This is a genomic window from Nocardia sp. CA-119907, assembly GCF_050955995.1.
In the GTDB taxonomy this organism is placed as follows: Bacteria; Actinomycetota; Actinomycetes; order Mycobacteriales; family Mycobacteriaceae; genus Nocardia.
This window is the reverse complement of the sequence record NZ_CP192091.1, coordinates 5,173,850-5,187,291: the sequence shown is the minus strand read 5'-3', so window position 1 is coordinate 5,187,291 and position 13,442 is coordinate 5,173,850. Positions and strand designations below refer to the sequence as shown.

Sequence of the window (13,442 nt, the reverse complement as noted above, 5' to 3'; positions counted from 1 at the left end):
GCGAGAGCGTTTCGAACAATCCATCGACAGAGCGCCCGGACGCTCGGACGGAACCCGGTGTTACCGAGGCAGATTCGCGCGAGATATCGCCAGCGACGCGCGGCCTTCGACACCGGTGCCGAGGGCCGGAGAAGGAGAGAGTCGTGAGTGAGCGAGGTGAGCAATTCATCGGCTGTACCGAGCAACCCACGGTCAGGGCGGCGCTGGTGGGGACGCCGGAGTCGAGCGTCAGTGAGGGAGAGTTATGAGCGAGCGTCAGCGAGTGAATCGTGAGCACAGCGCGCCAAGGCGCACGACGGAGCCGAGCGCTAGCGAGGTGGAGTTATGAGCGAGCGTCAGCGAGTGAATCGTGAGCACAGCGCGCCAAGGCGCACGACGGAGCCGAGCGCTAGCGAGGCGGAGTCGTGAGCCTTGCGGTCGAGGTACTGGGCCTGGTCAAGAATTACGGTCGGGTGCGGGTGCTGGACGAGGTCGACCTGCAGATACCGGCGGGGACGGTCATGGGTCTGCTGGGCCCCAACGGTGCCGGCAAGACGACGACGGTGCGCATCGTGACCACCCTGCTGCGGCCGTGTGCCGGTTCGGTGCGGGTCGCGGGAATCGACGTTTTGCGTGATCCGGCGGCGGCACGGCGGCGGATCGGATTGTCCGGTCAGTACGCGGCGGTCGACGCCAATCTGACCGGCTATGAGAATCTGCGCATGGTGGCGCGGCTGTACGGAATGTCGCAGCGGCAGGCCACCTCGCGCGCGTCCGAACTGTTGACCGCCTTCGGTCTGGACCATGCGGCGAATCGCCGCGCCGGCACCTACTCCGGCGGGATGGCGCGGCGCCTCGACCTGGCCGGGGCGTTGGTCGCCCGGCCCGCGGTCGTGGTGCTCGACGAGCCGACCACCGGACTGGATCCGCGTGGGCGACTCGATATGTGGCGCGTCATCGGTGAGCTCGTCGACGACGGCACCACCGTGCTGCTCACCACCCAGTACCTGGAAGAGGCCGATCTGCTCGCCGACCGCATCACGGTCATCGATCGCGGGCGCGTCATCGCCAAGGGGTCGGCCGACGAGCTGAAAACCTCCATCGGCGGCGACCGGCTCACCGTCACCTTGGCCGCGGGCCAGGATGTGAAGCCAGCGCTGACGGTCTTGGACCAGGTCGGCATCGGCGAGCCGACCCACGATCCGGGCGCGGACGAAGTCTCCATTATGGTCGGCGACGGCTCGCGCACCATGGTCGAGGCGCTGCGCAGGCTCGACGACGCCGGGGTGTGTGTGGTCGACGCCAATGTGCACCGCCCCAGCCTCGACGACGTATTCCTGTCCCTCACGGGCACCGCCGCGCGCGAACCCGAGCCGGAAACCGACGACGTACACGAGGAGATCTTGTCTTGATGAGTACCGCAGTCGCGCGCGCCGAAGCGGAACCGACCGGGAAAACCGAATCCCCCCAGGAGATTCCGGCGCCGCACGCCCGGGTCATCCGGGACAGCGCGATCGTCGCCTACCGCAATCTGCTGACCATCCTGCGCGTCCCGACCCTGCTGGTGACTGCGACGATTCAGCCGCTGATGTTCGTATTCCTCTTCGCCTACATCTTCGGCGCCTCACTGGGCGGCGGCCAATATCGGGAATTCCTGCTGGCCGGAATCTTCACCCAGACAGTCGCTTTCAATGCCGCCTTCACCACCGTCGGCCTGGCAGGCGACCTGGAGAAGGGCATTATCGACCGCATGCGCACCCTGCCCATGTCGCGGCTGGCGGTGCTGATGGGGCGCACGCTGTCGGATCTGGTGGTGAACATCCTCAGTGTGGCCGTCATGGTCGGCTGCGGTTATGTGGTCGGCTGGCGGATCAACGGCGGCATCGCCGACGCCGCATTGGCGTTCGCGGTGATCCTGCTGTTCGCCTTCGCCATGTCCTGGGTAGGCGCACTCACCGGCCTGCTCTCGCCCACCGTCGAAGTGGCTCAGAGCGCGGGCCTGATCTGGTTGTTCCCGCTGTCGTTCATCTCCTCGGCCTTCATCTCCGCCGAGTCTCTCCCCGGCCCCCTGCGCGCGGTCGCCGAATGGAACCCCATCACCGCGGTGTCCGCCGCGGGCCGCAAACTGTTCGACAACAGCGCACCCCCCAGCTTCGGCACCCCCACCGGTTGGCCCGCCGACCACTGCATCGAATACGCCGTCGCCTGCTCTTTCGCCATCCTCATCGTGGTCGTGCCACTGGCCCTGCTCCGCTACCGCAAGGTCGCCAGCAAGTAAGTAGCGCTCACCCGCCGTCGAGGTGACCCTGACCGCGCCCGGATCGGCGGCGGGGAGGCGCTGATCCGGGCGTATCGGCGGCGCGTAGTTCGGCTGTGGCCAGCGTTCATGGGCAAGAGAAAGGCCGCTCGCATCGCTCGATGCAAGCGGCCTTTCGGTCTCGAAAGACTTCCGTCCGCGGGGGCAGCTGGTTCCGGACGCCGTCCGGCTCGGCGCCCTACACCCGGAAAGGAAACCTAGACCCGGCGCCGGGTCTTCAGCAGGTCGAGGCGCTCCTTGAGCAGCTCCTCCAGCTCCTCCTTGCTGCGACGCTCGAGCAGCATGTCCCAATGGGTGCGGGGCGGCTTGACCTTCTTGGTCTCCTGAGTGGTGCCCTCCATGAGGGTGCCCTCCTGGCCGTTGCGGCAGAGCCAGGTCGGGGGGATCTCGGCATCGTCGGCGAACGGGACGTCGAATTCCTCGCCGTTATCGGTCCGGTACCGAGCGATCCGTCGCGGGGCCAGGTCGTGGTCGCGATCGGTTTCGTAGCTCACCGCTCCGAGCCGACTGCCCCGGAGTACGCGATCTGCCATGGTGTGCCTCTCCCTGTGTGCTCGAGTCTTGTTGCGCTGCGGCCGCGTCCGTTCGGTGGACGCAGCCGGACGAGCGCCTGACGCTCGCTGGACCTTAGGTGTAACGACCGTGCCTGCGCCAATAGTTCCCGACGCACGCTGACCCTTTCGAGTGCGCCGCGCGCCGTCCCTAGCGGCCGTGAACTGTTCCATTGTAGTGCGTGACACGGATGCGATCCGCCACGCCCGCGCCGCGGCGGCAATCCGGGGCCACGAGCCCCATCCGGCCGCCGGAACGGTTAATGTTCTGCGTCATGTCGCGCCGCTTGCTGTCCTGCTGCCTGTGGTGTGGGCGGGAGATCGTCGAATCGGAGGCCGGTCGCCGTCGCCGGTACTGCCGACAGTCCTGCCGCCAACGCGCCTACGAACACCGCAACAGCTTGAAGGGAACCGGGATTCCCGACGATTCCGTGGTACTGAGCGCCCAGGAGGCGGCCGATCTGGCCGACCGCTGGTTCGCCGCACGCTGCGCCGCCGAGGACGTCGCCACCGCCATCGGCGAAGGTGCGGACACCGATGAGCTGAGGGCGTTGAGCGTCACGTTGCTGACACTGACCCGCGAGGCCGAACGCCTACGGTGAGCGCGAACCGAGTCGCAGGCTATGCCACTCGGTGTTCCGCGACCGGTGTGCTCAGATCCTTACCGTTGAGGTCCAGGTACAGCAGTCGTTCGGTGATGGATATCGTGACGGTGTTGCGGCGTTCGATCGCGGCGACGGCGGCATCGATGAAACCCCGATCGAAGCTGTAGAGGGGAATCGCTTCGGCGCGGTGGATCCGCTTGCCGGTGAGCTGCGCCAGCACCTTGACCGGATCGCGATGGGTGTAGATGGCAACGCGCTCAGCCATTTTGCTGCCGCGGTGCACGCGCTCTGCATCGGGTGCGCCGACTTCGATCCAGGCGGTGAGGCGTCCGGTGAGATCGCGCACCAGCACCGCGGGTTCGTCGGTGGCGGAAACCCCGCCGTCGCTGAAGGTGATGCCCTCTTCGTATTCGAGGCAGTAGGCGAGCAGTCGCGTCAGCATGAACTCGGCCGTTTCGGATGGGTGGCGTGCCACCCGCAACTCCAACTCCTGATAGACACCGCGGTCGACGTCGGCCAGATGAATGGCGAAGTTGTGCAGTGTTGCGCTGAGGGCCATAGGAGCAGGAGCTTAGATGACGCCGCCTCGCGTGTACCGCGGCGAGCCCATCGGATCACCTGCGGGGTCGGCCGCCCGCCGTGAACAACCGGGTGGCGCCAGAGGTGTGGTCGACTGCGGCCCGGGCCCGCCAGTACACCGCGAACGTCAGCAGGCCGATCACCCCCACCAACCCACCGAACGCCAGCAGCGTGCTGCCATCCGGATGCACCAGTGACTGCGCCCGCATCGCCTGCCAGAACACGATCGCGACCAGCCCCGCATAGCCGAGAGCGACCACCCCGATCAGCGCGGCGCGGGTACGTTCGGCGCGCAGCCACGGATGGCGCGGCGCCAACCAGGCCAGCGCGACGACCGCGAGCAGCAGCACCTGGATGGCGTGGAGTCCAAGGAAATGCGGGATCCGCAGATCGCCACCGATGGTGCTCCAACGCGTGATCGGCATAGCGCCGACCCCGTCCCGCGCGTCGAGGGACGGGTTGTTCAGCACCGTATGTCCCGCAACCAACTCCACCACGTTGCCGTCGGCGTCTCGCACCAACTGCTTGCCGGTGAACCCCATCAGGTAGCCGAGTGCCATCCCGACCACGGCGAGTCCGAGTCCGGCGTGAATGGCCCGCGCGGTCGGCCGGTCCACCAAGCGCTGCCACGAAAGGATCAGCACGATAATCAGATTCGCGAAGAACAGCCCGGGCACGCCGGAGGCGAACACCATCTGCCCGATCGAATTCACCGCATCGGTTTCGTGATTGAAATGGCTGTAGGTGCCGCGTGCGGCCTGCACCACGATGAATCCGACGTCGACGAATCCGGTGACCGCGAACACTGTCCCCATCCACCAGGTGACCCGACTTCCCTTGTGCGGCAACGACAGCAACCAGGCCAGGGTGAACCCGTAGAGCACGAACGCGAGCCCGAACTTGAACGGTTTGAGCCATACGGATTCGCCGAGCAGCATCCGATCGTCGAATGCCATGCCGCCCATGCAGAACAGCACGAGCGTGCCCATCGCGGCCACCATCCACACCAGCGGGCGATGCAGGCGACCCCCACGCGGCAGATCGAGTGCGGTAGGGCGGCGGTGTCGAGGCGGCGTGGAATTGCCAGGGGCGGAAAGGGTGTCGATCGTCAGCATGGTCCGACGGTAGGAATCGACGGCACGCGACCACGTCCCGCTGCGGCGCCATTCGCGGGTAGTACCGGGGTATTGGAAATCGACCACCGCGGTATCCGCGATCCCCTCATCGAATTGCGAATACCGTGGTGGCCGAGTCCGATCCCGCCCGAATGCGCGGTGGACAGGACCTCGAATCGGTGGGATGTGTCGCGGGCCGGAGGGTCCGCCTACTCGGCGGCGATGCCGACGGCGATACCACGCGCGTCGAGCCAGGGCATGGGATCGATCGGCGCGCCGTCGCCCCGGTGGACCTCGTAGTGCAGGTGCGGGCCGGTGGAGAAGCCGCGGTTGCCCACGGTCGCGATGACGTCGCCCGCGCGCACCTGCTGGCCGACGGTGGCGAGGATGTCGTTGACGTGGCCGTAGATGCCGATGGTGCCGTCGTCCTGCTGCACCCGCACCCACAGGCCGAAGCCGGAGGCCGGGCCTGCCTCGATGACGGTGCCGTCGGTGACCGCGGCGATCGGGGTGCCGATGGGATCAGCGAAGTCGAGGCCCGCGTGCAGCGCGCCCCAGCGCATCCCGAAATTGGATGTCAGCACGCCCGCGATGGGGCGAACGGTGCGTGGCCGCGCTTCGGCGGCCACTCGATTCTGCTCCCAGACGACGGCCTCGGAGACGGTCGGCGGCACCTGCGGTTCAGGCGCGGTGAATGCGGTGAAGGCGACGGCGGCGCTGGCCGGATCGGTGCTCGGCTGGTCGGTCTTTCCGGTGCTGACGCCGGGCAGTGCATGGGGGTCCGTGGCGGCGAGCACGCCGAGCGAGGTGCCGACGACCGCGGCAACGGCAACCGCCCGGGTGGTGGTGCGGTTGCGGCGTGAACGAGTCGCGCCGCGACGGAAAGATAACGATACGGTCACGGACATGGCTTGAACGTACGGGACCGCAATTTGGGTTCCGCAATCGTGTGGCAACCGTCACGAGTCGGTCTGAGCCCGGTTGGGATGTAACAACCGCATAACGGCAAGGCGTGGTTGCGCTGTTTACCTGGTGAAATGCCGTATAGCGCAGAATTGACCAGAGGGATGCCGGTCGATCACACTATTTCAGTGCCGACTAAAGGAGTTCGCGCACTCGAGGCATTGGCCGACCCGACCCGAAGGGCCATCTTCGAGGCATTGCCGACCGCGCCGCTGGCCGTCGGCGACCTGGCGAAGCTCGTCGGGGTGACCAGCTCCGCGGTCTCCCAGCATCTGCGCGTGCTGCGCGAGGCCCGGCTGGTCATGATGCGCCCGGACGGCAACCGGCACCTGTATTTCCTCGACCCGCGCGGACTCGGCGACGCGCGTGACTACCTGGAGCAGTTCTGGCCCAGCGCACTCGCGGCCTATGCCGCCGCGCTGAGCAGCGCCCGCACCGAGACAACGCCCGACACGAATGCTCAACGCTCCAGCGGCTGACTGTCCGCGGCGGTAGGTCGGCTCGGCCGACGGTGGAATCTCGCGGTGCTCGCCCTGCCCCATGCGCAGCGCGGCCGGTCACCCCACGCGGCGGTACGTCGTTCGCCCGCGATTGTTTCCGCTGCCGGGCCATGTGCGCTTCGCGAGTTGCTTATCGACGGCGGTGATCACCTCGGTGACGCCGATCCGCAGCAATCCGGGATCGGGCGTATCGGCCATCGGGTCGCCGATCTGACCGGCCCACAGCACCGCATGCCTGCCGAGCAGATGCGGCGGCGGCCCAGCCCAGCGCGGCGGCGTCGGGCCGAACAGCAATACGGTGCGGGTCCCGAAAGCGGTGGCCAGGTGTGCGATGCCGGTATCGCCGGAGACGACCAGTGCGGCCTCGGCGACCGTGGCCGCGAGCTCGATGAGGTTCTGCTCGCCCGCTAAAACCCGGCCCACCGGTAGGCCCGCGCGCGCGGCGACGTTCAGCGCGATATCGCGCTCGTATTCGTCACCGGTGAGCACCACCTCGCGACCGAGCACCAGTAAATGACGCACGACGGCGGCGAACCGGTCGGGCGGCCAGCGGCGCGCCGCAGCGCCCGCGCCGACATGTACGACGACACAATCGCGGTGGCTGGTGGTGGCGACCGGCGGGACCAATCCGAGATTGCGGCGGTCGGCGACGATGCCGTCGGATTCGAGCAGATGACACCAGCGTTCGACGTGATGCATATCGGTGTGCCACTCCGGGCCTTCCAACTCGGGAAAGGCCGGGTTGCGATAGGACAGGATGCGGCCGGGATCGGTCTTGGTGAGCGCGACGATGCTCTCGGCGCTCGGATCGCGCAGATTCACCGCGAGTGCGGGTGGTGTGGCATCCCAGCGCAGGTCGCCGAGTTGCGCGGTCGGCATCATGGTGTCGACACAAGCGATGAGGTCGATGATCGGTTTCAACCGATGCGGAGCCGCTAGGACGATCTGATCGTGCGGCTTCGCCCGTCGCAACGCGCGCAACGCGGGAACCGCGGTGAGCAGATCACCGAGGCCACGTGCCTGCAGGACGAGAACAACAGCCACCCTCTTCTCCTAGCCACCCGAGATCGTGAACCCGACCCACCCGCTTCACCCCGTAGGTGCACACGACGAGAGCCACTTAGGTATGACTACCCGAGCCCGATCGGCGATAAACGTGAGTGAGTAGCCCGTTATAGAGCCCGCTGTCCGGGCCACGGGACTAACCTCGGCGACGGCGGCACCCACACCGAGGAGCGTTCCCTATGGTCTCCGGGCTCAACGCGTACATCAGTTTTCGGCGACACGGCGCGCGCCGCGCTCGAGTTCTATCGAGACGTATTCGACGGCACGCTGTCCATTCAGACCTTCGGGGATATGGGGGATACGGACTCGGCCGGCGCGGATCTGGTCATGCACGCCATGCTGGAGACGCCGAGCGGTTTCACATTGATGGCTTCGGATACCCCGCCCGGCATGGATTACAAACCTGGCAGCAGCATTTCGATCAGTCTCAGCGGTGGCGACGCCGATGAACTGCGCGGCTACTGGGACAAGCTGACCGCCGGTGGCACGGTAACCGTGCCGTTGGAGAAGCGGATGTAGGGTGACGAGTTCGGTAGTGCATGGCCCGATTCGGTACCGCGTGGATGGTGAATATCGGCGCCTCCGCCTAGCGTCGGCCGCTCAGCGCATTGTCTAGCAAATGCCCAGAAAACCATTGCCGTAAGGCATAGCATCTCGTTATGACGACAAACAGCGTGCTAGAGGGTCCTCTGCAGTCGCTTGCGCGCAGTGCGTGGCAGACGATTCTGGTCACCGGCATCCTGGCGGTGATCCTCGGTGTGATGATCCTGGTGTGGCCGGATGTGACATTGGCGGCCGCGGGCATCATCTTCGGTATCTATCTGGTGGTGAGCGGCTTCCTGCAGTTGCTGGCAGCGTTCGGCACACTTGGCAGTACCGGAATGCGGGTGCTGGCGTTCATCAGTGGCGTGTTGTCGATCATCATCGGTGTCTTCTGTTTCCGTGACGAATTGGCCTCGATTCTGTTGCTCGGTCTGTGGATCGGTATCGGCTGGCTCTTCCGCGGTATTGCGCTGCTGGTGGCGGCGATCTCCGAGCCGGCGATGCCCGGCCGGGTTTGGGAGGGCGTCTTCGGTGTCATCACCGCGATCGGTGGTGTGGTGCTGATCGCCTGGCCGGTCCGTTCGGTGGCGACGCTGGCGTTGGTCGCGGGCTGGTGGCTGATCATCCTGGGTGTCATTGAGATCGTCACCGCATTCGGTGTCCGGAGGGATGCGAAGAAGCTGGCCGAGGTCTGAGGTCGTCGACTGTCCGCGGCCGTCGCTGTGTGCGGCGGCCGCTGGGGTGGCGTTCGGGTGGAGGTTGTTGGGGCAGTGGTGATTTCGGGTCCTGATCGGCAAGGCTTTCGATATATGTCAAGATGGAAGTATGCCCAAGACCCTGCCGGTGCTCGATGTTTCCGCGCCGATCTGTTGTGCGCCGGTGGCGGCGGCGCCGGTCGATGACCGGGTCGCACTCGAGGTGGCATTGCGATTGAAGGCGCTTGCGGATCCGGTGCGGGTCAAATTGATGTCATTGCTGCTCGCCGAGCGAAACGGCACGGTCAACACCCGTGATCTGGCCGCGGCGGTGGTACTCGCGGAATCGACGGTCAGTCATCACCTGGGCCAGCTGCGTGCCGCCGGGCTGGTGGAATCGGTGCGTCGGGGGATGACCGTCCAGCATGCCGCACGCCGAGATGCGTTGTCCGCCTTGTGTTTCGTGCTCGATCCGGGGTGCTGCCGGTAGATTCGCCCGGTTGTCGGGAAGCGTGCCGTAACGGTTGGCCCAACGCGGGCACGCTTGGTGTCGACGTTCGGTGCCGTCGTTCGAATGGGGGAGGGTCAAGCCATGATCCAACTGGGCGAATCGGCATGCGCGCGCTGGAATGCAACCCGGTGATGGTGTGTGGTGCGGGTGCTCTGCGCATCCGATATGGGCGGCTGCGGGTGTTCGGTGACCGGTTGCAACATCGCGCATCGGCTGTGTCTGTCCGGCTGCAAACCGCCTGTGTGTATCGAGCCTCCTGGAGGAGTGACGGCGAGCATGTCTGACGGCATCATCAGATAAGCCTCGTTTGGCCCGTTCTGGTCGAACCCCCTTGACCGACCTGCTCGGTTAACTGATGATTACATCAGGCATGCGAATAATCTCACCTTGATGGTGTTGTTTGTGCAGCCCGAGCCGAAGGAGATTATCGATGACCGCCGCCCGCATCGATGTGCACCAGCACCTCGTTCCGCGTGACTATGCCGATTGGCTACGCACGAAAGGTGTCGTCGCTCCTGGTGGCCGCGAGCTGCCCGACTGGAGTCCGGACAGCGCGCTCGCGCTGATGGACCGCTATTCGATCGCCACGGCGATCTTGTCGCTGTCCACGCCCGGCACTCACCTCGGCGATGATGTCGAGGCGCAGATGTGGGCGCGTCGGGTCAATGAGGCCGGTGCGGATCTGGTGCGCGATCACCCCGATCGGTTCGGGCTGTTCGCCACCGTGCCGCTGCCCGATGTGGCGGGATCGGTCCAGGAGATCGCGCACGCATATGACGAACTGAACGCCGACGGTGTCGTGCTGCTGGCAAACGCGCATGGCCGCTACCTCGGCGACGCGGCATTCGATCCGGTCATGGCCGAGCTGGATCGGCGGGCCGCCGTGGTCCTGGTGCACCCCTCGGAACTGCCGGGGCCCGCGGTGGCGGGGATTCCGCCGTTCGCGGCCGACTTTCTGCTCGACACCACGCGCGCCGCAACGAATTTGGTGCTGCACGGCGTGCCGCGGCGCTACCCGAACATTCGGTTCATCCTGTCGCACGCGGGCGGGTTCGTGCCCTACGCATCGCATCGCATCGCCGCCGCGATCATGGCCGAAACCGGCCGCAACGCTCTCGAAATCCTGGAAGACCTCAGCGGTTTCTACTTCGATACCGCGCTGTCGGGCAGTCCGGCGGCACTGCCGAGTCTGCTCGCCTTCGCCCGCCCCGGCCATGTCCTCTTCGGCAGCGACTGGCCGTTCGCGCCCGAACTCGGTGTCGCGTACTTCACCGGCCAGTTCGATGCCTATCCCGGTCTCGATGACACCGGCCGGGCCGCGATCAACCGAGAAAACGCTCTCGAGCTGTTTCCCCGCCTGGCGAAGGAAGCCCTCCAATAGCGATCCTGGTCGCTGGTCGCTGGTCGGCGTGCGGAACGATGACCGAGATCAGTTGCGTACCTGTGCTTTCCGTGGTCAGGCGAGGGCGAGGAAGAGCTTCTCGAGTTCGGCTTCGGTCATCGGTTCGGAACCGTCGGCGGTGTCACCAGTGAGGCATTCGCGCAGCCCGGTCGCGACGATCTTGAAGCCGGCGCGGTCCAGCGCGCGGGAGACGGCGGCGAGTTGGGTGACCACATCCTTGCAGTCGCGGCCCTGCTCGATCATGGAGATCACTCCGGCGAGCTGGCCGTGTGCGCGACGCAGTCGGTTGAGCACCAGGGCGATGGTCTCTTCGTTGCCGACCATGGGATATTCCTTTCATCGAGTAGACCACCAATCATACCCCTGGGGGTATCGAGGCTCGGTGTGTGCCGAGCCTCTGGAGGTGATTTCAGTGGTGGGCGAAGCTGATCGAGGGCAGTAGTCTGCGCAGCCAGGCCGGGGACCACCATGCGGCGTGCCCGGTGAGTCGCAGCAGCACCGGCATCAGCACCAGACGCACCGCGAATGCGTCCAGCAGGACGGCGACCCCGAGGATGATGCCCATCTCCTTCGGCGGCAGCGGGTCGGCGAGCGCGAAGGTGAAGAACACCGCGACCATGACCGCGGCGGCGGCGAAGATCACCCGACCGGAATGCGACAGGCCGTTGACCTGGGCGACCTTCGGGTCGCCGGAATGCTCGTAGTGCTCCTTGGCGGTGGCCAGCAGGAACACCGTGTAGTCCATGGCGATCGCGAAGATCATGGCGAAGAAGAACACCGGTCCCCAGCCGTCCAGGAAGCCCTGTGGGGTGAACCCGAGCAGGCTGGCGCCGTGTCCGTCCTGGAAGATCAGTTTCGCGACGCCGAAGGCCGCGGCCGTGGACAGCAGGCTGACCACGGTGCCGAGAGCGGCGATCAACGGCGCCTGCAGTGCGATCAGCAGTAGCGCGAATCCGAGTATCAGGATGATCCCGACGATGATCGGCAGATAGTCATCGAGTGCCTGCTGCAGGTCCAGGTTCTCCGCCGGAGCACCGCCGACCAATGCGGCCGAAGGCAATTCGGCGCGCAACCGGTCGAGGATCTCGCCCATGTGCGCGTCGGACGGGTCGACGTCGGGGAGGGCCTGCATGATCACCATCTCGCTGCCGTCGCGGGCGGGTTGGGCTGGGGTGACCATGCCGATCCCGTCGACCGCATTCGCGGCCGCCGTGGCCTGTGTGGCCTCGTCGGCGGGGGCGATGATCTGCAGCATGCCCGGTGCGCCCTTGCCCATCTGGGCCTGCACCAGTTCGTAGCCCTGACGCACGGGTGCGTCCGACGGCACGACCTGGATGGAGGGCATGGCCACCTGCAGCCCGAATACCGGAGCCGACAAGGCGATCAGCAGGATGCCCGCGCCGATCCCGAACGGCCACGGCTTATCGTGCAGCAGTCGGCCCCAGGCGGCGAACCGCGGAGAATGGTGCTGTTGCCGCTTGGCGTGCGGCAGTGCACCGGCATTGACCTTGCCGCCCAATGCGCCCAATGCCGCCGGCAGCAGGGTCATGGTCGCCGCGAGCACGAAGGCCACCGCGAACATGATTCCGACCGCCATGGTCCGTACCGCGGGTGCGGGCACGATCAGTACCGCCGACAGGCTGACCAGAACCGTAAGTCCGGACAGCACAACGGCTTTGCCCGCGGTATTCATAGTTTCGGCGACTGCGGCCCTGGTATTCGACGCGGTGGTGAGCGCGTCGCGGAAGCGGGCAACGATGAACAGCGCGTAGTCGATGCCCAGTGCGAGGGCGAACATCATCGCGAAGTTCATGGCCCACACCGAGATCGGCGTGAAGTGGTTGAGCAGCACCAGACCACCGGCCGAGGTCACCAGTCCGGCGAGGGTGAGCACGAGCGGCAGTCCGGCGGCGACCAGCGATCCGAAGGCCAGCACCATGATCGCCAGGGTGACCGGCCAGGAGAATATTTCGGCCTTGATCATGGCGTCGTGATTGGCCTCGTTGAAGTCGCTCCACAGCGCCGAAGCTCCGGTGGGGTAGACCTCGATGCCATTGCCGGACAGGGCGGTCAGCGCTGCCTTGCGCTCGTCGACGGCCTTGACCATCTCGTCGGTGGTGGCATTCGCGCCCGCGATGAGGATGCCGGTGTGCCCGTCCGGACTGATCGACAAGCCCGGCTGCGGCGCGATCACTTCGCCGAAGCGCGTATCGCCACTGAAGACGTCGGTGATCTCGCCGAGCAGCTGCGCCACCTGTGGGCTATCGATTGTCGCGGTGTCCGAATGAACGACCACCTGCACCGCCGCCGAGGAGTTTCCGCCGAAATGCTGCTGTGCCAGCTCACGTACACGCACCGACTCCGAGCCGTTGGCCTGCCAGCCCGCCCCGGCCAATGCGGTGAACACGCTCGGAGCGGCGGCGCCGAGCGCGATCAGCACCACTAGCCAAATGCCGAACACGATCCGGGCGCGACCGGCCATCGCTGCCCCGAGTCGGCTGAGTGCGCCAGGGGATCGGTGCGGTGGCGCGGTGTCGCGAGCCGTGGAAACCGCCAACGAGTCGGTCATCACAATTCTCCTCTCATACCCCATGGGGTATATTGGGGCCTCGAAGTG

Annotated in this window: 14 protein-coding genes and 1 pseudogene; 8 read left to right on the top strand and 7 right to left on the bottom strand. The window is 66.3% G+C overall.

Annotation, left to right across the window (positions count from 1 at the left end; translation table 11 throughout):
* Positions 1-404 precede the first annotated feature (404 nt).
* Together ACQP2D_RS22775 and ACQP2D_RS22770 are read left to right on the top strand one after the other, a co-directional pair.
* Entirely contained in the window at positions 405-1,391 is a 987-nt protein-coding gene (locus ACQP2D_RS22775) for an ATP-binding cassette domain-containing protein (protein ID WP_433677929.1), read from the top strand.
* On the top strand, positions 1,391-2,257 hold the full coding sequence (locus tag ACQP2D_RS22770; RefSeq protein WP_433677928.1) for an ABC transporter permease: 867 nt from the start codon (positions 1,391-1,393) through the stop codon (positions 2,255-2,257). The genes ACQP2D_RS22775 and ACQP2D_RS22770 overlap by 1 nt, the downstream gene beginning before the upstream one ends.
* Before the next feature lie 236 nt (positions 2,258-2,493).
* On the opposite strand, the gene ACQP2D_RS22765 is transcribed toward ACQP2D_RS22770, so the two are convergent.
* Positions 2,494-2,829: an RNA polymerase-binding protein RbpA gene (locus ACQP2D_RS22765; RefSeq protein ID WP_040691372.1), complete on the bottom strand. Its 336-nt coding sequence runs from the start codon at positions 2,827-2,829 to the stop codon at positions 2,494-2,496.
* 293 nt (positions 2,830-3,122) lie between these two features.
* Between ACQP2D_RS22765 and ACQP2D_RS22760 the strand changes: the two genes are divergently transcribed.
* Positions 3,123-3,449 carry a hypothetical protein gene (locus ACQP2D_RS22760; RefSeq protein WP_433677927.1) on the top strand — a complete coding sequence of 109 codons (327 nt, stop codon included), beginning with the start codon at positions 3,123-3,125 and terminating at the stop codon, positions 3,447-3,449.
* A 19-nt stretch (positions 3,450-3,468) separates the two neighbouring features.
* Here the strand turns inward: ACQP2D_RS22760 and ACQP2D_RS22755 are convergent, their stop codons facing one another.
* From ACQP2D_RS22755 to ACQP2D_RS22745, 3 genes are all read right to left on the bottom strand, one after another.
* Complete coding sequence (locus ACQP2D_RS22755; RefSeq protein ID WP_433677926.1) at positions 3,469-4,011, bottom strand: YaeQ family protein; 543 nt, start codon at positions 4,009-4,011, stop codon at positions 3,469-3,471.
* Positions 4,012-4,066: 55 nt separating this feature from the next.
* Positions 4,067-5,146 carry a hypothetical protein gene (locus tag ACQP2D_RS22750; RefSeq protein WP_433677925.1) on the bottom strand — a complete coding sequence of 360 codons (1,080 nt, stop codon included), beginning with the start codon at positions 5,144-5,146 and terminating at the stop codon, positions 4,067-4,069.
* Positions 5,147-5,355: 209 nt separating this feature from the next.
* Complete coding sequence (locus ACQP2D_RS22745) at positions 5,356-6,054, bottom strand: M23 family metallopeptidase (RefSeq protein WP_433677924.1); 699 nt, start codon at positions 6,052-6,054, stop codon at positions 5,356-5,358.
* 183 nt (positions 6,055-6,237) lie between these two features.
* Between ACQP2D_RS22745 and ACQP2D_RS22740 the strand changes: the two genes are divergently transcribed.
* Positions 6,238-6,588: an ArsR/SmtB family transcription factor gene (locus tag ACQP2D_RS22740; protein WP_433677923.1), complete on the top strand. Its 351-nt coding sequence runs from the start codon at positions 6,238-6,240 to the stop codon at positions 6,586-6,588.
* 78 nt (positions 6,589-6,666) lie between these two features.
* On the opposite strand, the gene ACQP2D_RS22735 is transcribed toward ACQP2D_RS22740, so the two are convergent.
* Entirely contained in the window at positions 6,667-7,653 is a 987-nt protein-coding gene (locus tag ACQP2D_RS22735; protein ID WP_433677922.1) for a glycosyltransferase family 9 protein, read from the bottom strand.
* A gap of 200 nt (positions 7,654-7,853) precedes the next feature.
* Between ACQP2D_RS22735 and ACQP2D_RS22730 the strand changes: the two are divergent.
* From ACQP2D_RS22730 to ACQP2D_RS22715, 4 genes and pseudogenes are all read left to right on the top strand, one after another.
* Positions 7,854-8,264: pseudogene (locus tag ACQP2D_RS22730) on the top strand (VOC family protein).
* 69 nt (positions 8,265-8,333) lie between these two features.
* Positions 8,334-8,912 (top strand): HdeD family acid-resistance protein, encoded by a 579-nt coding sequence (locus ACQP2D_RS22725; RefSeq protein ID WP_433677921.1) that lies wholly within the window; start codon positions 8,334-8,336, stop codon positions 8,910-8,912.
* Positions 8,913-9,042: 130 nt separating this feature from the next.
* Positions 9,043-9,402, top strand: a complete 360-nt coding sequence (locus ACQP2D_RS22720; protein ID WP_433677920.1) for an Rv2640c family ArsR-like transcriptional regulator — start codon at positions 9,043-9,045, stop codon at positions 9,400-9,402.
* 451 nt (positions 9,403-9,853) lie between these two features.
* Complete coding sequence (locus ACQP2D_RS22715; RefSeq protein ID WP_433677919.1) at positions 9,854-10,804, top strand: amidohydrolase family protein; 951 nt, start codon at positions 9,854-9,856, stop codon at positions 10,802-10,804.
* A gap of 75 nt (positions 10,805-10,879) precedes the next feature.
* Here ACQP2D_RS22715 and ACQP2D_RS22710 read toward each other — a convergent pair whose 3' ends face one another.
* Both ACQP2D_RS22710 and ACQP2D_RS22705 read right to left on the bottom strand, forming a co-directional pair.
* Positions 10,880-11,149 carry a metal-sensitive transcriptional regulator gene (locus ACQP2D_RS22710; RefSeq protein WP_357311671.1) on the bottom strand — a complete coding sequence of 90 codons (270 nt, stop codon included), beginning with the start codon at positions 11,147-11,149 and terminating at the stop codon, positions 10,880-10,882.
* 85 nt (positions 11,150-11,234) lie between these two features.
* Entirely contained in the window at positions 11,235-13,394 is a 2,160-nt protein-coding gene (locus ACQP2D_RS22705; RefSeq protein WP_433677918.1) for an MMPL family transporter, read from the bottom strand.
* Positions 13,395-13,442 lie beyond the last annotated feature (48 nt).